Below are 21745 nucleotides of genomic sequence, written 5' to 3' on the forward strand. Positions count from 1 at the left end.
GCTGAAGGCCGCCGTTCCCCTGTTCGCAGGGGGCCGGCGGCCTTCGTCGTACGCGCACCGCGTCACCAGGTCAGCGCCAGGGCGGCGACGGCGGGCGCCATGTAGACGACCGGGAAGGCGGCGTGGCCGTAGGCGCGGGCGCGGATCACGGTGATCACGGCACCGAGGAAGTACAGGATGAGCCCGATCGCGGCGAGGGTCCCGATGACCGGGACGTAGAACCCGACGATGAGTCCGACGGCCCCGGCGGCCTTGGCGGCCCCGAGCCAGTTCCACCAGGCCTGCGGAACCCCGTACTGGGCGAGGGGCTCGACGGTGAACTTGGCCTTGAAGAAGATCGATGCCCCGGAGAACCCGGCCATGAACGCGGCGACGGCGGTGACGACGATGGCGGTGGTGGACATCTCGGCGAACATCTCGGCTCCTTAGGCCTTTCCCGTGTCCGCCTCGTTCGAGCCGGACACTGCACTGACGGAGGCCGGGCGGGATGTGTGACAGCGGCCGGAGAATTTCTTCGTAGGCCGCCTCGCACAGGGCGCGAAACGCTTTGCGAGCCCTGGTGTCCCGACGTCAGTCTGGTGTCGACCGCAGCCGAGATCCACCGACCGGGAAGGCCGCCATGCCTGCCTCCGAGCGTCCAGGCCTCTTCAGCAGGCTCCAGATCCACGAGGTGGTGGGAGCGGGCGACGCCGACGGAGGAATCTGCGTCATCCGCTGCATCGGGGGCCTCGCCCGCGTCGGGCAGGTCTTCGTCCTGGAGCGGGACCAGGACACGATCGACCCCGAGGTCACGCTCACGCTGCACGTCATCGAGAAGTTCAGGCGGTCCCTGGAATCGATCGGCCCCCCGCACAGCGCCGCGGTCCTCCTCTCCGGCGGGCCGCTCGAAGGGCTTCGGGAAGGCGACGTCCTCGTGTCCCACCCCCTGCCCGACTGGTACCGGAAGCTCGAAGCGAGCGGCCTCCAGGTCCTGGACTTCGACAGATCACCCCTTCTGCCCGAGGCCCGCCGGGCCCACTTCGCCTTCGCGGGGTATGAAGTGAAGCCGACCACCACGGTCAGCCATGCGCGACCCGATGCCGCGACGGAACTGGACCGCCGGTGGAACGCGCTGGCGATGTCCGCTCACCTCGTGGACGAGGACGGTGAGTTCTGCATGCTGGTCCCGGGCAACGGCTGTTTCGAGCGCGGCTGGGTGCGCATCAAGGACCCCGTCGGAGTCGACCTGCCCTCCCGCATCCTGGCAGGCGCCGGACACCCGGAGTTCCTGGCCGTGTCCGTGGACGGGCGGACGATGTGCGCCGTGTCCGACGAGGAGTACGACAAGTGGATCATCGTGCATCACTTCACCGAGGAGAGCTGAGAAGCCCGGCCGCCCGGCGCGGCCGGCCGGGTACGCGCGGCCATGGGGTCAGGGCCCGCTGGTCGTTCGCGGAGGCGGGGCACAGCAGTGGGGCCCGGAACCGCCGTGCGGTTCCGGGCCCCTCCTTGGCGTGCGGGGGCGCTTAGCGGCCCGCCTCCGGGTGGACCGATTCCGTCACCGGGCGGTCCTCCGTCTTCTTCTCGACCGGCTTGCGGAGCTGGATGTTCAGCTCGCGCAGGCGGGACTCGTCCAGCTCGGTCGGGGCGCCCATCAGGAGGTCCTGGCCGTTGCCGTTGAGCGGGAAGGCGATGATCTCGCGGATGTTCGGCTCGTCGGCGAGGAGCATGACGATGCGGTCGACGCCCGGGGCGATGCCACCGTGCGGCGGGGCGCCGAACTCGAAGGCGCGGAGCATACCGGCGAACTCGGACTCGACGGTCTCGCGGGAGTAGCCCGCGATCTCGAAGGCCTTGAACATGATCTCGGGCTCGTGGTTCCGGATGGCGCCGGAGGAGAGCTCGATGCCGTTGCAGACGATGTCGTACTGCCAGCCGAGGACGTCCAGCGGGTCCTGGGTCTCCAGGGCCTCAAGGCCGCCCTGCGGCATGGAGAACGGGTTGTGCGAGAAGTCGATCTTGCCGGTCTCCTCGTCCCGCTCGTACATCGGGAAGTCGACGATCCACGCGAAGCGGAAGACGTTCTCCTCGAACTGGCCGGCGCGCTTGGCGGCCTCGACCCGGACCGGGCCCATGATCTTGGAGACCTCGTCGAACTCGCCCGCGCCGAAGAAGATCGCGTGGCCGGGGGCGAGGCCGAGGCGCTCGGTGAGGACCTTGACGTTCTCCTCGGTGAGGAACTTGGCGATGGGGCCGGTGAGGGCGTTCTCCTCGCCGACGCGGACCCAGGCCAGGCCCTTCGCGCCGAGGGAGACCGCGAAGTCGCCGAGCGAGTCGAAGAACTTGCGCGGCTGGTCGCCGGTGTTCGGGACGGCGAGCGCGCGGACGTGCTTGCCGGCGAAGGCCTTGAACTCGGAGTTCTCGAAGACGTCCGAGATGTCGACGAGTTCGAGGTCGGTGCGCAGGTCCGGCTTGTCGTTGCCGTACTTCAGCATCGACTCGCGGAACGGGATGCGCGGGAAGGGCGACGTGACGTGGCGGCCGCCGCCGAACTCCTCGAAGAGCTCCGTCATGAGCTTCTCGATCGGCTGGAAGACGTCCTCCTGCTCGACGAACGACATCTCGACGTCGAGCTGGTAGAACTCGCCCGGCGAGCGGTCGGCGCGGGCGTCCTCGTCGCGGAAGCAGGGCGCGATCTGGAAGTACCGGTCGAAGCCGGAGATCATCAGCAGCTGCTTGAACTGCTGCGGCGCCTGCGGCAGCGCGTAGAACTTGCCCGGGTTCAGACGGGACGGGACGACGAAGTCGCGGGCGCCCTCGGGGGAGGTCGCGGCGAGGATCGGGGTCGCCATCTCGTTGAAGCCGAGGGCCACCATCTTGGAGCGGATGGAGGCGATGACGGCGGAGCGCAGCATGATGTTGCGGTGCATGCGCTCGCGGCGCAGGTCGAGGAAGCGGTACTCCAGGCGCCGCTCCTCGTTGACGCCGTCGTCGGCGTTGATGGTGAAGGGGATCTGCTTCGCGGCACCCAGGACCTCGACCTCGGCGGCCTCGATCTCGATCTCGCCGGTCGCGAGCTCCGGGTTGACGTTGTCGGCACCACGGGAGACGACCTTGCCGTCCACGCGGACGACGGTCTCCTTGGTGAGCTTGTCGAGGACCTCGGCGGCGGGGGTGCCGGGCCGGGCGACGAGCTGCGTGATGCCGTAGTGGTCGCGCAGATCGATGAAGAGGATGCCGCCCAGGTCGCGCCGATTGTGCAGCCAGCCGCTCAGCCGGACGTCGGTGCCGACGTCAGAGGCGCGGAGCTCGCCGCAGGTGTGGGACCTGTACCGATGCATCGTCGTTCATCCAGTCTTCGGGATCTTGGGTCGTGGGGCGCCGGCCGGTCGTGACCGCTGTCACAGATGTCACAGGACACGAGGGCAGACCCACCCAGAGTACCGGCCAGGCCAAGATCGCATTTCGAATAGTGTCGGTGGCGACCTGCTGTCCGATATTCATAAAGTGGGGCAATGCGCACCGAGGACGTCCTGGCCGCGATCGCGACCGGCCTGTGGCGCTGGGACAACGCGTCCGGGATCGTCTCGCTCGACGCCGAGGCCGCCCGGCTGCTCGGGCTGCCCGCCGAGCCCATGCGGCTCACCGAGGCGGCCGTGCGGTCGCGTTTTCATCCGGTCGACTGGAACGAGATCGACGGGGTGGTCAACCTCGCCGTCGCCGAGGGCACCCTCGCCGAGGCCCGGCTGCGGATCATGGACGGGCACGGCCGGGTCATCCGTACCGTACGGAGCAGGTCGAAGCCGCTCATCGACGGCAACGACTACCAGCTGGTCGGCACGCTCCAGGAGGTCGCCGAGCAGCTGCCGGGCACCGCGGCCCGCACCCCCATCACGGGAGACTGGCGCCGCTCCCGGGAGGCCTTCCTGCTCGACGCGGGGCGGGCGCTCGCCGAGGCGCGGTCGACGGCCGAGGTGCTGCGGGTGGCGGCCTCGCTGTCCATGCCGGGCTTCTCGCCGGACGGGCTCGCCGTCTTCGGCGTGGCGGGCGACCGGCTGACGGTGATCGGCCACCACGGGCACAGCGAGGGGGACGAGGGGCCGTTCTCGTCGATGTCGCTGGACACGGACTATCCGGCGGCGGAGGTCGTACGGACCGGGCGGGCGATCTATCTGCCGACGCCGGAGGAGTACCTGCGGCGGTTCCCCATGACGTGGCCGCTCGCGCAGCGCTTCGGGCGCCGCTCCTGGGCCTTCGTGCCGCTGGTCGTCGCCGGGCGGACGATGGGGGCCTGGATGGCGGCCTTCAAGCACCCGGTGGCGTTCACGCCCGACGAGCGTTCGGTGCTCACGACGGTGGCGCGGATGCTCGCGCAGGCCCTCGCACGCGCGGGCGTGGCCGAGTCCGAGCGCGAGCTGTCGCTCGGACTGCAGCGGACGATGATGCCGGTCCTCGGTCCCGGCATCCCCGGCATCCAGGTCGCCGCGCGGTACGTCCCGACCGGCGGCGGGCTCCAGGTCGGCGGCGACTGGTACGACATGATCCGGCTGCCCGGCGGCTCCACCCGCACCGGCGGGCACGGCCCGGGCCGGATCGCGCTCGTCATCGGCGACGTGCAGGGACACGACGTGCGGGCGGCCGGTCTGATGGGGCAGCTGCGGATCGCCCTGCGCGCGTACGCCTCCGAGGGCCACCGGCCGGACGCGGTGCTCTCCCGGGCCTCGCGCTTCCTGTACGGGATCACGGACGGGGACGACGCCGAGGAGAACGGCGGTCCGCGCTTCGCGACCTGCCTCTACCTGGAGGTCGACCTGGAGACGGGGTCGGTCGACATCGCGCGGGCCGGGCATCCGGATCCGGCGGTACGGATGAACGACGGAACGGTTCTCCTCAGGCCGACGGCCGGGGGGCTGCCGCTCGGGATCGACCCCGACACCGACTACCCGACGACCCGGCTCACCCTGGACCCCGGCGAGACGCTCATGATCTGCACCGACGGGCTCCTGGAGACCGGCGGGCACGACCTGGACAGCGGCTGGGAGCGGGTACGGGAGCTTCTGGAGTCCCACGACGGCGAGGACCTGGAGCGACTCGCCGACGCCCTCGTGGAGGCCGTCCACGGGCCCGGCTCGCACCACACGACGGGCCCGCTCGCCGACCGCCGCGAGGACGACATCGCCGTCCTGCTGCTCTCCCGCCGGCCCGCCGGCACCGTGCGGGAGGCCCCCCGCCGCACCCTGATGTCGATCGCCCAGGCGGAGCCGGAGCGGATCGCCGAGGCCCGCGAGCAGGTCCGGCAGCTGCTGCACGACTGGTCGGACGAGGACCAGCTGGACGCGGCGGTCCTGATGGTCTCCGAGATGGTCACGAACGTCCTCGTCCACACCGACGGCGACGCGCTCCTGGTCGCCGAGGTGGCGTGCGGCGAGAAGTCCCGGCGGCTGCGGGTGGAGGTCTCCGACGGCAGCGACGAACTGCCGCACAAGCGGCACCCGGGCGAGATGGCGTCGAGCGGGCGCGGGCTGGTCCTGATGGAGATGCTCGCGGACGCGTGGGGGGTCGATCCGCGGGGCGAGGGCAAGGCGATCTGGTTCGAACTGAACGAACCGGAGTCGGGGGAAGGCTGCTGCCGCTAGCCCCACCCCGTTGTGGGCATGCGTTCCGCCGGGGCGGTGCCCACCCCGTTGTGGGCCTGCGTTCCCCCGGGGGCGGTGCCCACGCCGTTGTGGGCATGCGTTCCGCCGGGGCGGAACGGGTGGGCACAACGGACCCGCGCCTTGCCGGCGCCCGAGGCTCCCGCGCCCTGACCCGCACCTCTGGTGACGGCGAGGTCGTGGTGCGGGTCAGGGCACGGAACGCGGAGGCGCCGCAGAAGGGCGCCGTCCCGTGTGCCCACCCGTCCCGCCCCAGCGGGACGATTGCCCACACGGAGGTGGGCGCCGGCCGACAGGGCGCGGGCGCGTCAGCGCAGCGCCCCGCCAGGCGCCGCCGCGGCTCCCGGCGCAGACTGGTGCCATACGGTCGCGTGGGGGACCACGGAGCGCGCCATGGACACCCACAAGGTCGGCAGCGACACCACGGTGATCGCCGACAGTCTCGACATCCCGGGCATCGGGCACATCCCCGTCAACGCCTACGTCCTCACCGCCGCCGAACCCGTCGTCGTCGACACCGGGCTCTCGGTCGAGGACCGCGACTTCGTCGCCACGCTCGGCGGGATCATGGACCCGGCCGACGTCCGCTGGATCTGGCTCACCCACCCCGACCGGGACCACACCGGCGGCATCTTCGACCTGCTCGACGCCGCCCCACGCGCGCGCGTGGTCACGACCTTCCTCGGCTTCGGGATCATGACGACCGAGCGGCCGCTGCCGATGGACCGGGTGTACTTCCTCAACCCGGGCCAGTCCCTCGACGTCGGCGACCGGACGCTGCACGCCTTCCGGCCGCCGCTCTTCGACAACCCGGCCACGGTCGGCTTCTACGACGACCGGACCCGGATCTGCTTCAGCTCCGACTGCTTCGGCGGCCCGATGCCGAGCGCCGAGATCGCCGAGAGCGGGCACGCGAGCGACCTCAAGCCGGAGGAGCTGCGCCGGGCCCAGCTGCTGTGGGCGACGCTCGACAGCCCGTGGGTGCACCTGGTGGACCCGGAGAAGTACCGGGCGACGCTCGCGCCGCTGGCGGAGCTGAACCCGGAGATCCTGCTGTGCACGCATCTGCCGCCGGCCGTGCGGATGACGGACCGGATGCTGGAGACGATCGCGGCCGCCCCGGACTCCGACCCGTTCGTGGGCCCCGACCAGGCGGCGCTCGAACGGCTCCTGGCCTCGTTCCAGCCGGGCGGCCTCGCGCCGGCCTAGGAGGACGCGTCCGGCGGCGTCCCGTACCGCGTGCGCAGCTCCCCCAGGATCCCCGTCGCCGCCGCCGTCAGCGGTACGGCGAGGAGCATGCCGAGCACGCCCGCGACGGACGCCCCCGCGGTGATCGCCAGCATCACCACCGCCGGGTGCATCTGCACGGTCCGGCTCTGGACCATGGGCTGGAGGACGTTCCCCTCGATGACCTGGACGGCCAGGACGATGCCGAGCACCCACAGCGCGATGACGAAGCCCCGGTCGGCGAGGGCGACGAGGACGGCGACCGCGCCGGAGAGGAAGGCGCCGAGGTACGGGATGTAGGCGGTGACGAAGACGAGCGCGGCGAGCCCGACCGCGCCGGGCACGTCGAGGACGACCAGGCCGATGCCGATGAGGACGGCGTCGACGAGGGCGACGAGCGTCGTGCCGCGCATGAAGCCCTCGACGGCCTCGAAGGCGCGGCGCGCCATGGCCTCGACGAGGTCGCCGGTGGCGCGCGGGGCGAGGGAGCGCAGGGCGCCGGCGACCCGGTCGGAGTCCTTCAGGAAGAAGAAGATGAGGAGCAGGGCGAGGACGGCGGTGGCGAGCATCTGGCCGACGACGCTGAGCCCGCTGATGACTCCGGAGGCGGCGGTGCCGCCGAACTCCTTGAGGAGCTTCTCGGCGTTGCGGGCGAGGTCGTCGAGGGAGGTGCCGGCCGCGCCGAGGTGCTTCGCGATGTCGCCGGCGGCCTGCCGGAGCGAGGCGATGATCTGGCCGCCGGTGTCGATGAGGGCGACGACGACGATGTACGTGGCGCCGCCGACGACCACGAGGACGGCGACGACCGTGAGCGCGGCGGCGAGCCCCTCGCGGACCTTCATCCGCACCAGGCGCCGGTGGAGCGGCCCGAGGAGGGCGGTGCCGAGGATCGCGAGGAGGACGGGGGTGACGGCCGTCTTGAAGACGACGCAGAGCCAGACGAAGACGGCGGCGACCCCGGCGGCGAGGAGCAGGACCACGCACCAGGCGGCGAACCGGCGGGCGGGTTCGGGGAGGAGCGGCGCTCGGCTGGTCTGCACCTCCTCACCGGACCACGCCGGCCGGCGTGTCGTCGCCTGCTGACGGGCCGTACGGGTGACGGCCCGTCATCGGGCGTTGCGTACCTACTCGCCCATTCCGTGGACGGCCGGGATCGTGCCGAGGCGGCCCGCCTGGAAGTCCTCGAAGGCCTGGCGGAGTTCGGCCTGGGTGTTCATCACGAAGGGGCCGTAGTGGGCCATCGGCTCACGGATCGGCTGCCCGCCGAGGAGCACGACCTCCAGGTCCGGGGTGTTCCCGTCCTGCTTCTCGTCCGCGCGGACGGTGAGCGCGCCGCCCTTGCCGAAGACGGCGGTCTGGCCCATGTGGATCGGGCGCCGTTCGGCACCGGCCGTGCCGCGGCCGGCGAGCACGTACGCGAGTCCGTTGAAGTCCTCGCGCCACGGCAGGCTGATCTCGGCGCCGGGGCGCAGGGTGGCGTGGATCATCGTGATCGGGGTGTGGGTGATGCCGGGCCCCTGGTGGCCGTCGAGCTCGCCGGCGATGACGCGGAGCAGCGCGCCGCCGTCGGGGGAGGTGAGGAGCTGGACCTGGCCGCCGCGGATGTCCTGGTAGCGGGGGGCCATCATCTTGTCGCTCGCGGGCAGGTTCACCCACAGCTGGAGGCCGTGGAAGAGGCCGCCGCTGACGACGAGGGACTCCGGCGGGGCCTCGATGTGGAGGAGGCCGGAGCCGGCGGTCATCCACTGGGTGTCGCCGTTGGTGATGGTGCCGCCGCCACCGTTGGAGTCCTGGTGGTCGAAGGTCCCGTCGATGATGTAGGTGACGGTCTCGAAGCCGCGGTGGGGGTGCCAGGGCGTGCCCTTGGGCTCTCCGGGCGCGTACTCCACCTCACCCATCTGGTCCATCATGATGAACGGGTCGAGGTACTGGTAGTTGATCCCGGCGAACGCGCGGCGCACCGGGAATCCTTCGCCCTCGAAGCCCGAGGGGGCCGTGGTGACGGCGAGCACGGGGCGGGAGACGGCGTCGGCGGTGGCGGCGACGCGCGGCAGGGTGAGCGGGTTCTCGACAGTCACAGCGGGCATGACCGGACCTCCTAGGTGCGACCTTGTACGTCCACTTTAGTTGAACGCTGAACTTCTTGCCACCCGGAACGCGAAACGCCCGGGAGGAATTCCCCCCGGGCGCCCCGGACCTGCGACCGGCCTGCGTCAGCCGTACATCCGCCGCATCGCGAAGTCGACCATCTGCTCCACGGCCTTCGCGTCGAAGACCATGCGGTGATCGCCCTCCATGTCGAGGACGAAGCCGTAGCCGGTCGGCAGCAGGTCGATCACCTCGGCACCGGTGATCACGAAGTACTTCGACTCCTTGCCCGCGTACCGCCGCAGTTCCTTGAGCGAGGTGAACATCGGGATGACCGGCTGCTGGGTGTTGTGCAGGGCCAGGAAGCCGGGGTTGTCGCCGCGCGGGCAGTAGACCTTGGAGGTGGCGAAGATCTGCTGGAAGTCCTCGGCGGCGAGGGTGCCGGTCGTGAAGGCGCGTACGGCGTCCGCGAGGGAGGGCGGCGAGGGCTCCGGGTAGAGCGGGGGCTGCTGCTGGGCGTACCCGCCGCCCTGCATCCCGGCCTGCATGCCGCCCGGCATTCCGGCCTGCGGCGGGGCGTACTGCCCCTGCTGGGGCGGTGCGTACTGCTGCTGGGCACCCGGGTTCTGCTCGTAGCCGTACATGAGCCCAAGCCTATCGAGACGCGTTCGCACACCTCTACAAGTCGGGGCATGGAGGGAGCTCCAGGAGGGGGGTGGCCGCCCGCCGGCACACGGGACGGGCGCTCGATCACCTACCGTAGCCGACCGGTTACGCATCATGGCCCGCTCGCCAGGTTTCTTCACCCGCACGCCGGCGAGCCCCTCACCAGAGTTGACGGCGGCGATTGACGTCACGGACGTCACAGATGGCCGGATAGGGGTTGCTTCTTATTACCGGTGGGTAGCATCATCGGAGAGAGCGTGTTGCTACTCGCTGGTACGTGTACGAGGAACCTGCCTCCCCGAGCCTTACGGAGCCGTCGCCATGGGGCACTACAAGTCGAATCTCCGCGACATCGAGTTCAACCTCTTCGAGGTCCTCGGCCGCGACAAGGTGTACGGCACCGGTCCGTTCGAGGAGATGGACGTCGACACCGCCAAGAGCATCCTCGACGAGATCCGCCGTCTCGCCGAGAACGAGCTGGCCGAGTCCTTCGCCGACGCCGACCGCAACCCGCCGGTCTTCGACCCGGAGACCAACACCGCCCCGGTCCCCGCCACCTTCAAGAAGTCGTACAACGCCTTCATGGAGTCCGAGTACTGGCGCCTGGGCATCCCCGAGGAGATCGGCGGCACCGTCTCCCCGCGCTCCCTCATCTGGGCCTACGCGGAGCTCCTCCTCGGCTCCAACCCGGCCATCTGGATGTACTCCTCCGGCCCGGCCTTCGCCGGCATCCTCTACAACGAGGGCAACGAGGCGCAGAAGAAGGTCGCGCAGATCGCCGTCGAGAAGCGCTGGGGCTCCACCATGGTCCTCACCGAGCCCGACGCGGGCTCGGACGTCGGCGCCGGCCGCACCAAGGCCATCCAGCAGGAGGACGGCTCCTGGCACATCGAGGGCGTCAAGCGCTTCATCACCTCCGGTGAGCACGACATGGAGGAGAACATCCTCCACTACGTCCTCGCCCGCCCCGAGGGCGCCGGCCCCGGCACCAAGGGCCTGAGCCTCTTCCTCGTCCCGAAGTACGAGTTCGACTGGGAGACCGGCGAGCTGGGCGCCCGCAACGGCGCCTACGCCACCAACGTCGAGCACAAGATGGGCCTCAAGGCCTCCAACACCTGCGAGATGACCTTCGGCGACCAGCACCCCGCCAAGGGCTGGCTGATCGGCGACAAGCACGACGGCATCCGCCAGATGTTCCTCATCATCGAGTTCGCCCGCATGATGGTCGGCACGAAGGCGATCTCCACCCTCTCCACGGGCTACCTCAACGCCCTGGAGTACGCCAAGGAGCGCGTCCAGGGCACCGACCTGGCCAACTTCATGGACAAGGCCGCGCCCAAGGTCACCATCACGCACCACCCCGACGTCCGCCGCTCGCTCATGACGCAGAAGGCGTACGCCGAGGGCATGCGCTCCCTCGTCCTCTACACGGCCTCCGTGCAGGACTCGATCGCGATCAAGGAAGCGGCCGGCGAGGACGCCAAGGCGCTCCACGGCCTGAACGACCTGCTCCTGCCGATCGTGAAGGGCTACGGCTCCGAGAAGGGCTACGAGCAGCTCGCGCAGTCGCTCCAGACCTTCGGCGGCTCCGGCTTCCTCCAGGAGTACCCGATCGAGCAGTACATCCGGGACGCCAAGATCGACACCCTCTACGAGGGCACCACGGCCATCCAGGGCCAGGACTTCTTCTTCCGCAAGATCGTCCGCGACCAGGGCGCCTCCCTGAACGCGCTGTCCGAGGAGATCAAGAAGTTCCTCGCGGTCGGCACCGGCGGCGAGGAGCTGGCCGGCGCCCGCGACGCGCTCGCCAAGGCCGCCGTCGACCTGGAGGGCATCGTCGGCAAGATGATCACCGACCTCACCGCCACCGGCGAGGACGTCAAGAACATCTACAAGGTCGGCCTCAACACCACCCGTCTGCTGCTCGCCTCCGGCGACGTCGTCGTCGGCTACCTGCTCCTCAAGGGCGCGGCCGTCGCCGCCGAGAAGCTGGCCGAGGGCGCCACCGGCAAGGATGTCGCCTTCTACCAGGGCAAGATCGCGGCCGCGAAGTTCTTCGCCGCCAACGTCCTGCCCGGCGTCTCCGCCGAGCGCGCGCTGGCCGAGGCCGTCGACGGCTCGCTGATGGACCTGGACGAGGCCGCGTTCTAAGACGCACCTCGCTCCGCAGGCACGGCCCGTCCCCGGGGAGGGGGGCGGGCCGTTCTGCTGCCCCGGGCGATTCCGACGGCCCGGTTCACCTTTTTCCGGGGTCCCATATTCGAATTCCGGTCCCTGCGTAAGGTGAACCCATGAGCAGCGCAGCTTCCCGTCCCACCGCCGGCCCCTTCGACCGCGGACACACCGACGACCTCATGGCATTCCTGACGGCCTCCCCCTCGCCGTACCACGCGGTCGCGAGCGCCGCGGAGCGCCTGGAGAAGGTCGGCTTCCGCCGGGTCGAGGAGACCGCGGCCTGGGACGGGACGAGCGGCGGGAAGTACGTGATCCGCGGCGGCGCGATCATCGCCTGGTACGTGCCGGAGGGCGCCGCCGCCCACACCCCGTACCGGATCGTCGGCGCCCACACCGACTCCCCCAACCTGCGCGTCAAGCCGCAGCCCGACATGGGCGCCCAGGGCTGGCGCCAGGTCGCCGTCGAGATCTACGGCGGAACGCTCCTCAACACCTGGCTCGACCGCGACCTCGGCCTCGCCGGCCGCCTCACCCTCCGCGACGGCAGCCACCACCTCGTCAACGTCGACCGGCCGCTGCTGCGCGTCCCGCAGCTCGCCATCCACCTCGACCGCCAGGTCAACGACGGCCTCAAGCTCGACCGCCAGCGCCACATGCAGCCCATCTGGGGCATCGGCCAGGTCCACGAGGGCGACCTGATCGAGTTCGTCGCCGCCGAGGCCGGCGTCGACGCCGAGGACGTCACCGGCTGGGACCTCATGGTCCACGCCGTCGATGCCCCCGCCTACCTCGGCCGCGACCGCGAGCTCCTCGCCGGCCCGCGCATGGACAACCTGCTGTCCGTCCACGCCGCCACCGCCGCGCTCGCCTCCCTCGCCGGCCGCGACGACCTCCCGTACATCCCGGTCCTCGCCGCCTTCGACCACGAGGAGAACGGCTCCGAGGCCGACACCGGCGCCCAGGGCCCCCTCCTCGGCAACGTCCTGGAGCGCTCCGTCTACGCCCGCGGCGGCTCCTACGAGGACCGGGCCCGCGCCTTCGCCGGCACCGTCTGCCTCTCCTCCGACACCGGCCACGCCGTGCACCCCAACTACGCGGAGCGCCACGACCCGACGCACCACCCGCGCGTCAACGGCGGCCCGATCCTCAAGGTGAACGTCAACCAGCGCTACGCCACCGACGGCAGCGGCCGCGCGGTCTTCGCCGCCGCCTGCGAGAAGGCGGGGGTGCCCTGGCAGTCCTTCGTCTCCAGCAACGACATGCCCTGCGGCACCACGATCGGCCCGATCACCGCGGCCCGCCACGGCATCTCGACGGTCGACATCGGCGTCGCGATCCTCTCCATGCACAGCGCCCGCGAACTCTGCGGCGCCGACGACCCGTACCTCCTGGCGAACGCCCTGGTCGCCTTCCTGGAGGGCTGAGGCCCACGCCGCTCGCGCGAAACATCCGCGAAAGGTCCCGCCTGGCAGCGTCGTCCCCATGCACCGTCATGAGGGTCCACCGCTGCGGAAGTTCGTCACCGTCGCCGCCGTCGCCGTGCTCATGGGCACGGCGGCGGCCGGCGTCCTGATCGGCCGGTACCACGAACGGCCCCCGTGGGGCACGGACATCGCGTACGAGGGCGGGTACGTCCAGGCGAGCCGGATCCGCGGCTACGACACCGACGGCTCCCGGACCAGGTCCCTGCTCGCCGGGGAGTGCGCGCTCATGGAGCGGCAGGGGATGGGCGGCGACCGGGCCGTGCACGACCCGGCGGCCTGGGTGGAGGGGTGCCTGGACGGGGCCGCGGGGCGCCCGTCCAGGAATCAGGGGATCGTCCGCTGACTAGGGCCTGTCTGACAATTCACGTCGGATCAGGCCGGGCCGTCCGGTGCGTGCGATCGGCGTGCGGCCGGGGCGCCCTCGTAGCGGAGCTACTTGGGCGTTTCGGCCGTGCGGCGAGCGTGCGTGCCGGACGGCCCGGACCCGGCGGGAATTGTCAGACAGGCCCTAGCCGTCCATGCCGGCGAGGATCAGCGGAAGCCGGGCGACGCCCTCGGCCGTGACCTTCACCGGGACGCCCCAGTCCTGCTGGTGGACGTGGCAGGCCGGGTACTCGTTGGCCGGGTCGTCGTCGCAGGACGCGGCCATCGCGGACACGTGCAGCACGCCCTCGGTGACCTCGGGGTTCAGATCGAGCTCGCGGAAGAGATCCGTCCCGGTCCCTTCCCCTCCGAGGAGCAGCTCCGGCGGGGTGGAGGAGACCAGGAGGCGGGTCGAGGGGCCGTAGCGCTCGTCCAGCTTCTGCCCGGTCGGCGCCTGGAAGACGACGTCGAGGCGGAGGCGGCCGGGGGCGACCTCGGTGGCCTCCCGCTGCGTCCGGTAGGCGGCGGACTCGACCTGGACGGCCTCCTCGGGCAGCCGCAGCCGGGTCAGCCGGTGCCGGGCGGACTCGACGACCACGATGTCGCCGCCGACGAGCACGGCGTCGCTCGGCTCGCGCAGATCGGTGGCGAGCGTGGTGACCTCACCCGTCGCCGGATCGAAGCGGCGCAGGGCGTGGTTGTACGTGTCGGAGACGGCGACCGAGCCGTCGGGCAGGGCGGTCACGCCCAGCGGGTGCTGGAGCAGGGCCTGGTCGGCGGCGCCGTCGCGGTGCCCGAAGTCGAAGAGCCCGGTCCCGACGGCCGTGTGCACGACCCCCTCGGCGTCGATCCACCGCAGGGCGCTGGTCTCGGAGTCGGCGATCCACAGCCGGTCCTCGGTGGCGGCGAGCCCGGAGGGCTGCGCGAACCAGGCCTCGGCGGCCGGGCCGTCGACGAGCCCCTCGTTCGTCGTCCCGGCGGCGACCTCGACGGTCCCGCTCTCCGGGTCGTACGTCCACAGCTGGTGCACACCGGCCATGGCGATCCACACCTTGCCCTGCCACCAGGCGACGTCCCACGGCGAGGACAGGTCGACGTCGAGCGCGGGCCCGGAGGTCGGGGAGCCCTGCCACCACTGCTTCCCGGTACCGGCGACGAGCGCGATGGTCCCCGTCTCCGGGTCGTACGTCCGCAGGGCGTGGTTCACGGTGTCGGCGACGACGACCTTGCCACCGGGGAGCAGGGCAAGCCCCTGGGGCTCCCGGAAGACCCCCTCGCCGATCCGCCGCACGACGGTCTCGCCGTCCTCGGCGAGCTCGACGAGCTGGTGCCGGGTGGTGTCGGAGACGAGGAAGTTCCCCGACGGCAGGATGACCGCCTTCCCGGGAAAACGGAGATCGGTCGCGACGGGCTCGGGCGCCACGTAGGGCCCGTCGCCGCGCCGCAGCGTCCCCTTGGCCTCGTGCTCGGCCTCCAGCTCCTCGACGAGCGTCCGGATGGCGTTGGCGTGCCCCTCACCGGCGTGCTGGGCGACGACGTACCCCTCGGGGTCGATCACGACGAGCGTCGGCCACGCGCGCACGGCGTACTGCTTCCAGGTCGCGAGCTCCGGGTCGTCGAGCACGGGGTGGTGCACCTCGTACCGCTCGACGGCGTCGACGACGGCCTGATGCTCGGCCTCGTGCACGAACTTCGGCGAGTGCACCCCGACGATCACGAGCGTGTCGCGGTGCTTCTCCTCCAGGTCCCGGAGCTCGTCGAGGACGTGCAGGCAGTTCACGCAGCAAAACGTCCAGAAATCGAGCAGAACAATCTTTCCTCGCAGGTCGGCGAGGGTCAGTTCTTCTCCACCCGTGTTCAGCCAGCCGCCCTTGCCGATCAGCTCGGGGGCACGGACACGGGCACGTCGGGGCGCGGGCGCGGGGTGGGGCGCCGGGGCGGCATCGTTCATGGTTCAAGCTTGCCATCCTGGCCACGTCGACGACGCGCGGCGGGGGCGGGAGGCGTTCACCCGGTGCTTCGGGTGAGAAACCCACGGCGCCGGGCAGACATAGGGCCGTGAAATATCTCGTACGGGACAAGATCTTCGCGATCGGCGACGACTACTGGATCGAGGACGAGCAGGGCCGCCACGCCTTCCTCGTCGACGGCAAGGCGCTGCGGCTGCGCGACACCCTGGAGCTGAAGGATCCCGACGGGCGGGTCCTGGTCACCCTGCGGCAGAAGATGTTCAGCCTCCGGGACGCGATGACGATCGAGCGGGACGAGCGGCCGCTCGCGACCGTCCGCCGCAAGCGGCTCTCCCTGCTCCGCAACCACTACCGGGTGACGCTCGTCGACGGCACCGGACTGGACGTCAGCGGCCGGATCCTGGACCGGGAGTTCACCGTCGAGTACGAGGGGGAGCTCCTGGCGCACATCTCCCGGCAGTGGTTCCACGTCCGTGAGACGTACGCGGTGAACGTGGTCCGTGAGGACGCGGACGCGGCGCTGCAGATCGCGGTCGCCGTGTGCGTGATCCGGATGGCGGAGCGGGAGAGGGAGGACTGACCCCCCCAAGTCCTCAGGCGGCCTTCTCCAGCGCCTGTTCCAGGTCCGCCCACAGGTCCTCCACGTGCTCGATGCCGACCGACAGCCGGACCGTGCCCGCGCCGATGCCGGCCGCCGCGAGCGCGGTCGCGTCGAGCTGGTGGTGGGAGGTGGACGCCGGGTGCATCACCAGGGTCTTCACATCGCCGAGGGAGACGCTGAGGGAGGCGAGCCGTACCGCCTCGACGAAGGCGCGGCCCGCGTCCCGGCCGCCCGCGAGGTCGAGCGAGATCACCCCGCCGCCCCCGGCCGGCAGCAGGCGCGCGGCGATGTCGCGGTCCGGGTGGCTCGCGAGGGCCGGGTGGCGGACGGCCTCGACCGCCGGGTGCGCTTCGAGCCGGGCGGCGAGCTCGGCGGCGCTCGCGCACTGGCGCTCCATGCGCAGGGAGAGGGTCTGCATGCCGCGCAGGGTGAGCCAGGCGGCGAACGGGTCGGTGGACGCGCCCTGTTCGACGGCGTGGTGGCGGACGCGCCCGTACAGCTCCGCGTCCTTGAAGACGGCGATGCCGCCGAGGACGTCCGCGTGCCCGGCCAGGTACTTGGTGGCGGAGTGGACGACGATGTCGGCGCCGTGGTCGAGGGGGCGGCAGAGCAGCGGGGAGGCGAAGGTGTTGTCGACGGCGACGGGGACGCCGGCCTCGGCGGCGACGGCGGCGAGCGCGGGGACGTCGGCGACGCGGGTGGTGGGGTTGGCGATGGTCTCCAGGTAGAGGAGCCGGGTCTCGGGGCGCAGGGCGGCCCGCACCTCGTCCGGGTCGGTGCCGGAGACGTAGGTGACGTCGACGCCCCAGCGGGCGGCGAGGTCGGTGAGGACGGCGTACGTGCCGCCGTACAGGCAGGTCTGGGCGATGACGTGGTCGCCGCTGCCGAGCAGGCCGAGGAGGACGGCGTTGATGGCGCCCATGCCGGAGGCGAAGGACCGGGCGGCGGCGCCGCCCTCCAGGCGGGTGACGGCCTCCTCCAGGGCGCGGACGGTGGGGTTGCCGAGGCGGGCGTAGAGGAAGGCGTCCGGGGAGGTGAAGCCGGCGGCGAGGGCGTCGGCCGAGTCGAAGGCGAAGACGTGCCCCTGGTGGAGGGGGATGCCGAGGGGCCTGCTGCCGGTGATCTCGACGTGGGGCGGGTGGACGGCGAGGGTCTCGGGACGCGGGGTCGCGGAGTCGGCGTGGGTCATGAACTCAGTCTGGGAAGAAGCCGGTTGCCTTCACAGGTCCAATCCCGGCAGATTGGTTCGGTGATGGAGCCAATCCACTTGTCCCCGGCGTCCCCGCCGTCCCCGGCGTCCCCGCCGTCCCCGGCGTCCCCGCCGTCCCCCGATGAGCTCGTCGGCCGGCTCGGCCGCTGGTCCGCCGGGCGCGGGCCGCTGTACGTGCTGCTCGCCGCCCGGCTGCGGCGGCTGATCGACGAGGGCGCGTTGCCGCCGGGCGCACTCCTGCCGCCGGACCGGTGGCTCGCGCGGGCCCTGGCCGTGGGCCGTACGACGGTGGTCGCCGCGTACGAGACGCTCCGTCAGGAGGGCCGGGTGGTACGGCGCCAGGGCAGCGGGACCCGGGTGGCGGCGGCCGCGCTGACGCTGGAAGAACCCCGGGTGAAGGAGACCTCCAACCCGCTCTTCCTGCACCTCCTCGAAGCTCCGGACGACGTGATCCTGCTGAGCTGCGCCGCCCCGGACCGGCCGCCGGCCGAGCTGGCGGAGGCGTACCGCGGTCTCGTGCTCCCGGACGGAGACCTCGGCTACCACCCGGCGGGGATCGGGGCCCTGCGGGCGGCGGTCGCGGCGCGGTACGCGGCGCGGGGCGTGCCGACCGCACCGGGGCAGATCCTGGTCACCACCGGTGCGCAGCAGGCCCTCTCGCTGCTCGCCCGGCTGCTCGTCGCGCCCGGTGACGGGGTGCTCGTGGAGGCGCCGACGTATCCGGGGGCGCTCGATCTGTTCCGGGAGGCGGCCGCCGTGCCGCTGCCGGTGGCGGTGGGTCCTGACGGGGTGGACGTGGCGGAGGCGGTGCGGGTGATGGAGCGTCACCGTCCGGCTCTGGCGTATGTGATCAGCCGGTTCCAGAACCCGACGGGGGCGGTCCTGCCGCCGCTCGCCGGGCGCCGGCTCGTCGAGGCGGCGAACGCGCTGGGGGTGCCGCTGGTGGACGACGAGGTCCTCGCCGACCTCGCCTTCGACGCGGCCGCCGGGTGGTCTCCCCTCTCCTCGTACGGCGAGGTCATCGGCGTCGGTTCGCTGAGCAAGGTGGTGTGGGGCGGGCTGCGGATCGGCTGGGTGCGCGGCCCCGCGCCGCTGATCGCCCGCCTCGCCCGGCTGAAGGCCCTGCACGACCTGGGCTGCGACGTGCCGTCCCAGCTGGCGGCGGTGCGGCTGCTCGACGGGTACGGGCCGCTCCTCGCGGACCGGCTGCGGGCGGTCCGCGCGGGCCACGACCATCTGCGGGCCGAGCTGGCCCGGCTGCTGCCGTCCTGGTCGTGCGCCCCGGCGACCGGCGGGCAGACCCTGTGGGTGCGGCTTCCCCACGGCGACGGCGTCTCCTTCGCGCAGCTCGCCCTCCGGCACGGGGTGGCCGTCCTCCCGGGTGCCACGACCGACGCGCTCGGCGGCAGCGTGCGCCGTCTGCGCCTGCACTTCCTGGCGGCCCCTGAGGTGCTGACGGAGGCGGTACGGAGACTGGCGGCGGCCTGGGCCGAGTACACACCGGGGCCTGAGGCGGGGCGGGAAGCGGGACGGGCGGCGCTGCGGGGGATCACGGTCTGACCTCGCGGCCCCCGAACCTTCGACTGTGTTTCGACGGAGTAGGAATCCTTCATGCACCTCCACGTCACCCCCTTCGACCTGCGGGCCTGGAAGGCGGGGAACCGGCACGACCACCGGGCCGGCTGGCAGGGGGTCTCGCCGGAGTTCGGCGAGATCACGCTGACCTGTCCCCTCCCCCGCACCTCTCCGGGGTCGCTCGTCTCGGAGGTACGCGGCGGGCTGCTGCCGACCGCCTCCTTCGAGGCGCGCGGGGCGCACGTCGAGGGGATGAGGCTGCCGGGCCTGAACCGGTCCACGCTGCGCGTCGGCGACCGGGTCGTGTATGTGACGCGGAACCGTTTCGGCGCCACCCTGGAGCAGCGCGCCCTGGAGATGCGGTACGCGGGCGACCGCTTCCGGCTCGCGGCCCTCGACAGGCGGGGCTACGTCCTGACCCGCGCCGCGGACGGCGAGGACCCCGGTGTCCGGATCACCGTCCGCGAGACGGGTCGCGGCAAGGGCCGCAGGCTGTCCGTGCGGGTCGACGGGCGTGCCGAGGGCGGGGACCTGGCGCTCGGTCTGGTCTTCGCGGGGGTCGACCGCTCCGCGCTGACGCGGACCGGCGCGGTGCGGGCGGGCCTCTCCCGCGCCACCCATTTCTGGACCGAGTCCCAGTACTGAGCCGGGCTAGTCGGTCTTCGGGCCGTACGCCTCGAAGCCGATGACGTCCAGCGGGTCCTCGTGGGGGCGTACGAGGCCGGGGAGGCCTTCCGTGCGGAGTTCGCCGCGCAGCCAGGCGAGGAGGGTGGCGGTGAGCGTGCCGGTGAGCGGCGGGCCCTGGTCGGCGTGGCGCGGAATGACGATCAGCGGCCAGTCGTCGGGGGTGGCGCCCTCGGTGAGCCAGCACAGCTCGTCGCCGTCGATGGAGTCGGCGAAGGGCAGGAAGCCGCCGGGTTCGGGCCAGACGGCCAGCGGGTGGTACTCGGGGTGGTCGGCGCGCAGGCCCCGGTAGGCGGCGCCGTACCACTCCTCGGTGCCCGCCAGGTCGTACCGCTCGGTGCCCAGCGGGGTGCGGAGGCGGAGCCACTGGCACCAGGCGCCGCCGCCGTACGTCTCCATCAGGCGGACGTACTCGGTGGGGAGGCGGGTGCCGAGGCGTTCGTACAGCCACTCCCAGCTCTCCGAACCGAGGTACGGCTCGGCGGGCGGCGGGATCAGCGCGGTGAGCGTGTCGAGGCCGGTGCCGCCGGAGGCGAGCGCGGCGCGCTGTCCGGGGGTCGGTTCGGGGCGCCGGGGCGGCGGGGTCCAGGGGGACAGTTCGCCTCCGGCGAGGCCGCTGCGGGCGAGGTGCGGGCGCAGGCCGTCGGAGACGAAGCCGGTGAGGGTCGGCAGGAGGGTGGTGCCGGGGCGGACCCACGGGTCCTTGCCGGCGTTCGCGAGGTCCCGCACGTGGACGACGACCGGCCACCGGTCCGGGTCGTCGGAGGCGGTGGTGTCCCAGTAGAGGGTGTCGGACATGCGGGTCTCGCCGAAGGGGAGGACGCCGGGGGCGTCCCGGCGGCCCTCCTCGACGAAGCTCCCGTAGGAGAAGAGGCGCGCGTCGCTGGCGAAGGGCGTGTGCAGCCAGAGCCGTTCGCCGATGTCGAGGGGGCCGTAGGCGGTGGCTATCGCCTTGTAGTCGGCGGGCAGGCGCAGGCCGAGCCATTCCTCGACCGCGTCCCAGTCGACGGGAACCGCGGGGCCCTCCGGCGGCGGGCCGAAGAGCTCCGCGAAGGCGGCGACGGCCGCGGCGTCGACCGCGGCTGCGGTGTCTGCGTCGGCTGCGGCTGCGGCTGCGGCTGCGGCGTCGGCCGTGTCCGGGTGGGGCATCAGGCCCGCCTCGGCGCCGCGATCCCCAGCACCCGGTCCTTGAGCGCCGGGAACTCCTCCCGGGTGGTGCGGACCTTCGCCGGGTCGAGGACGACCCGGAGGATCTCCTCGTCCGGGCCGGCCTCCGCGAGGGTCTCGCCCCAGGGGTCGACGACGATCGAGTGCCCGGCCTGCTCCACGCCCGCGTGGGTGCCGGCGGTGCCGCAGGCGAGGACGTACGCCTGGTTCTCGACGGCCCGGGCCTTGGCGAAGAGGGTCCAGTGGGCGCGGCGCCGGGCGGGCCAGCCGGCCGGGACGACGAAGGCCTGGGCGCCCGCGTCGACGAGGCCGCGGAAGAGTTCGGGGAACCGCAGGTCGTAGCAGGTGCCGACACCGACGGTGAGGGTCGGCAGGTCGACGGTGACGAGGTCCTCGCCGGCCGCCATGAGGACGGCCTCGCCCTTGTCGAAGCCGAAGCGGTGGATCTTGCGGTAGGAGGCGGCGAGCTCTCCGTCGGGGGAGAGGACGAGCGAGGTGTTGTAGAGGGCGCCGCCCTCCGCCTCGACGAAGGATCCGGCGTGCAGCCAGACGCCGGCGTCGCGGGCGGCGGCCGCCATCGCGCGGTGGGTGGGGCCGTTCAGCGGTTCGGACTCGGCGGCGAAGAGGTCGGACGCGAACGCGCCGACGGTCCACAGTTCCGGCAGGACGACGAGGTCCGCGCGGCCGGATTCCTCCCGTACGAGACGCGCCACGCGGGCGCGACGGGCATCGACCGGTTCGTCCGGGTCTACCGCGATCTGGATCAGCGAGGCGCGCACACTACCACCGTCCTGGCATTCGAGCCGTCAACACCGGCCTACGATCGTCACACGAAAGCACTGCCGGGGTGCCTTCGGGCAGCGTAACTTAGCGTCCGAGCCTCCCACCCAGTCGTGTTTTCA

At 72.1% G+C, this 21745-nt stretch carries 18 protein-coding genes; 9 read left to right on the top strand and 9 right to left on the bottom strand.

All coding sequences use genetic code 11. The annotated features are described in order from the left end of the window. Positions 1-62: 62 nt before the first annotated feature. The gene (locus AB5J54_RS19670) at positions 63-416 is read right to left on the bottom strand and encodes a DoxX family protein (RefSeq protein ID WP_369145223.1); all 354 of its coding nucleotides are present in this window, start codon (positions 414-416) and stop codon (positions 63-65) included. Positions 417-619: 203 nt separating this feature from the next. Between AB5J54_RS19670 and AB5J54_RS19675 the strand changes: the two genes are divergently transcribed. Beyond that, the gene (locus AB5J54_RS19675) at positions 620-1363 is read left to right on the top strand and encodes a hypothetical protein (protein ID WP_369145224.1); all 744 of its coding nucleotides are present in this window, start codon (positions 620-622) and stop codon (positions 1361-1363) included. A gap of 142 nt (positions 1364-1505) precedes the next feature. Here AB5J54_RS19675 and aspS read toward each other — a convergent pair whose 3' ends face one another. Then, the gene (gene aspS, locus AB5J54_RS19680) at positions 1506-3320 is read right to left on the bottom strand and encodes an aspartate--tRNA ligase (RefSeq protein ID WP_369145225.1); all 1815 of its coding nucleotides are present in this window, start codon (positions 3318-3320) and stop codon (positions 1506-1508) included. Positions 3321-3494: 174 nt separating this feature from the next. On the opposite strand from aspS, the gene AB5J54_RS19685 reads away from it, so the two are divergent. Next, the gene (locus AB5J54_RS19685) at positions 3495-5615 is read left to right on the top strand and encodes a SpoIIE family protein phosphatase (protein WP_369145226.1); all 2121 of its coding nucleotides are present in this window, start codon (positions 3495-3497) and stop codon (positions 5613-5615) included. A gap of 411 nt (positions 5616-6026) precedes the next feature. Next, positions 6027-6842, top strand: coding sequence for an MBL fold metallo-hydrolase (locus AB5J54_RS19690; protein WP_369145227.1), 816 nt, complete (start codon positions 6027-6029; stop codon positions 6840-6842). Here AB5J54_RS19690 and AB5J54_RS19695 read toward each other — a convergent pair. From AB5J54_RS19695 to AB5J54_RS19705, 3 genes are all read right to left on the bottom strand, one after another. Further along, positions 6839-7900, bottom strand: coding sequence for an AI-2E family transporter (locus AB5J54_RS19695; RefSeq protein ID WP_369145228.1), 1062 nt, complete (start codon positions 7898-7900; stop codon positions 6839-6841). The genes AB5J54_RS19690 and AB5J54_RS19695 overlap by 4 nt on opposite strands. A gap of 84 nt (positions 7901-7984) precedes the next feature. Continuing rightward, positions 7985-8947: a pirin family protein gene (locus tag AB5J54_RS19700; protein WP_369145229.1), complete on the bottom strand. Its 963-nt coding sequence runs from the start codon at positions 8945-8947 to the stop codon at positions 7985-7987. A gap of 126 nt (positions 8948-9073) precedes the next feature. After that, positions 9074-9592 (bottom strand): SseB family protein, encoded by a 519-nt coding sequence (locus AB5J54_RS19705; protein WP_369145230.1) that lies wholly within the window; start codon positions 9590-9592, stop codon positions 9074-9076. Between the two features lie 343 nt (positions 9593-9935). Between AB5J54_RS19705 and AB5J54_RS19710 the strand changes: the two genes are divergently transcribed. The 3 genes from AB5J54_RS19710 to AB5J54_RS19720 all read left to right on the top strand — a co-directional run bounded on the left by AB5J54_RS19710 (position 9936) and on the right by AB5J54_RS19720 (position 13616). Beyond that, positions 9936-11765, top strand: coding sequence for an acyl-CoA dehydrogenase (locus AB5J54_RS19710; protein ID WP_369145231.1), 1830 nt, complete (start codon positions 9936-9938; stop codon positions 11763-11765). A 140-nt stretch (positions 11766-11905) separates the two neighbouring features. Further along, the gene (locus AB5J54_RS19715) at positions 11906-13213 is read left to right on the top strand and encodes a M18 family aminopeptidase (RefSeq protein WP_369145232.1); all 1308 of its coding nucleotides are present in this window, start codon (positions 11906-11908) and stop codon (positions 13211-13213) included. A 58-nt stretch (positions 13214-13271) separates the two neighbouring features. After that, a complete protein-coding gene (locus tag AB5J54_RS19720; protein WP_369145233.1) occupies positions 13272-13616 on the top strand; it encodes a hypothetical protein in 345 nt (114 codons plus the stop codon). A 165-nt stretch (positions 13617-13781) separates the two neighbouring features. Here the strand turns inward: AB5J54_RS19720 and AB5J54_RS19725 are convergent, their stop codons facing one another. After that, positions 13782-15587 carry an NHL domain-containing thioredoxin family protein gene (locus AB5J54_RS19725; RefSeq protein WP_369145234.1) on the bottom strand — a complete coding sequence of 602 codons (1806 nt, stop codon included), beginning with the start codon at positions 15585-15587 and terminating at the stop codon, positions 13782-13784. Positions 15588-15694: 107 nt separating this feature from the next. On the opposite strand from AB5J54_RS19725, the gene AB5J54_RS19730 reads away from it, so the two are divergent. Then, the gene (locus tag AB5J54_RS19730) at positions 15695-16186 is read left to right on the top strand and encodes an LURP-one-related/scramblase family protein (RefSeq protein WP_369145235.1); all 492 of its coding nucleotides are present in this window, start codon (positions 15695-15697) and stop codon (positions 16184-16186) included. 13 nt (positions 16187-16199) lie between these two features. Here the strand turns inward: AB5J54_RS19730 and AB5J54_RS19735 are convergent, their stop codons facing one another. Beyond that, positions 16200-17396 (bottom strand): PLP-dependent aspartate aminotransferase family protein, encoded by a 1197-nt coding sequence (locus AB5J54_RS19735; RefSeq protein ID WP_369145236.1) that lies wholly within the window; start codon positions 17394-17396, stop codon positions 16200-16202. Positions 17397-17474: 78 nt separating this feature from the next. Here AB5J54_RS19735 and AB5J54_RS19740 point away from each other — a divergent pair, with 78 nt between their 5' ends. Then, positions 17475-18977 carry a PLP-dependent aminotransferase family protein gene (locus AB5J54_RS19740; RefSeq protein ID WP_369145237.1) on the top strand — a complete coding sequence of 501 codons (1503 nt, stop codon included), beginning with the start codon at positions 17475-17477 and terminating at the stop codon, positions 18975-18977. Positions 18978-19028: 51 nt separating this feature from the next. Next, on the top strand, positions 19029-19637 hold the full coding sequence (locus AB5J54_RS19745) for a hypothetical protein (protein WP_369145238.1): 609 nt from the start codon (positions 19029-19031) through the stop codon (positions 19635-19637). A gap of 6 nt (positions 19638-19643) precedes the next feature. Here the strand turns inward: AB5J54_RS19745 and AB5J54_RS19750 are convergent, their stop codons facing one another. Then, positions 19644-20825, bottom strand: a complete 1182-nt coding sequence (locus tag AB5J54_RS19750) for an SMI1/KNR4 family protein (protein ID WP_369145239.1) — start codon at positions 20823-20825, stop codon at positions 19644-19646. Beyond that, positions 20825-21622: a carbon-nitrogen family hydrolase gene (locus AB5J54_RS19755; protein WP_369145240.1), complete on the bottom strand. Its 798-nt coding sequence runs from the start codon at positions 21620-21622 to the stop codon at positions 20825-20827. The genes AB5J54_RS19750 and AB5J54_RS19755 overlap by 1 nt, the downstream gene beginning before the upstream one ends. Positions 21623-21745: the final 123 nt, after the last annotated feature.

This window comes from Streptomyces sp. R44 (assembly GCF_041053105.1).
Classification (GTDB): domain Bacteria; phylum Actinomycetota; class Actinomycetes; order Streptomycetales; family Streptomycetaceae; genus Streptomyces.

Coding starts and splice junctions, on each gene's coding strand:
- AB5J54_RS19735 (WP_369145236.1), bottom strand. CDS start 17,396: ATGACCCACGCCGACTCCGCGACCCCGCGTCCCGAGACCCTCGCCGTC.
- AB5J54_RS19675 (WP_369145224.1), top strand. CDS start 620: ATGCCTGCCTCCGAGCGTCCAGGCCTCTTCAGCAGGCTCCAGATCCAC.
- AB5J54_RS19685 (WP_369145226.1), top strand. CDS start 3,495: ATGCGCACCGAGGACGTCCTGGCCGCGATCGCGACCGGCCTGTGGCGC.
- AB5J54_RS19705 (WP_369145230.1), bottom strand. CDS start 9,592: ATGTACGGCTACGAGCAGAACCCGGGTGCCCAGCAGCAGTACGCACCG.
- AB5J54_RS19725 (WP_369145234.1), bottom strand. CDS start 15,587: ATGAACGATGCCGCCCCGGCGCCCCACCCCGCGCCCGCGCCCCGACGT.
- AB5J54_RS19750 (WP_369145239.1), bottom strand. CDS start 20,825: ATGCCCCACCCGGACACGGCCGACGCCGCAGCCGCAGCCGCAGCCGCA.
- AB5J54_RS19690 (WP_369145227.1), top strand. CDS start 6,027: ATGGACACCCACAAGGTCGGCAGCGACACCACGGTGATCGCCGACAGT.
- AB5J54_RS19720 (WP_369145233.1), top strand. CDS start 13,272: ATGCACCGTCATGAGGGTCCACCGCTGCGGAAGTTCGTCACCGTCGCC.
- AB5J54_RS19715 (WP_369145232.1), top strand. CDS start 11,906: ATGAGCAGCGCAGCTTCCCGTCCCACCGCCGGCCCCTTCGACCGCGGA.
- AB5J54_RS19700 (WP_369145229.1), bottom strand. CDS start 8,947: ATGCCCGCTGTGACTGTCGAGAACCCGCTCACCCTGCCGCGCGTCGCC.
- aspS (WP_369145225.1), bottom strand. CDS start 3,320: ATGCATCGGTACAGGTCCCACACCTGCGGCGAGCTCCGCGCCTCTGAC.
- AB5J54_RS19710 (WP_369145231.1), top strand. CDS start 9,936: ATGGGGCACTACAAGTCGAATCTCCGCGACATCGAGTTCAACCTCTTC.
- AB5J54_RS19670 (WP_369145223.1), bottom strand. CDS start 416: ATGTTCGCCGAGATGTCCACCACCGCCATCGTCGTCACCGCCGTCGCC.
- AB5J54_RS19745 (WP_369145238.1), top strand. CDS start 19,029: ATGCACCTCCACGTCACCCCCTTCGACCTGCGGGCCTGGAAGGCGGGG.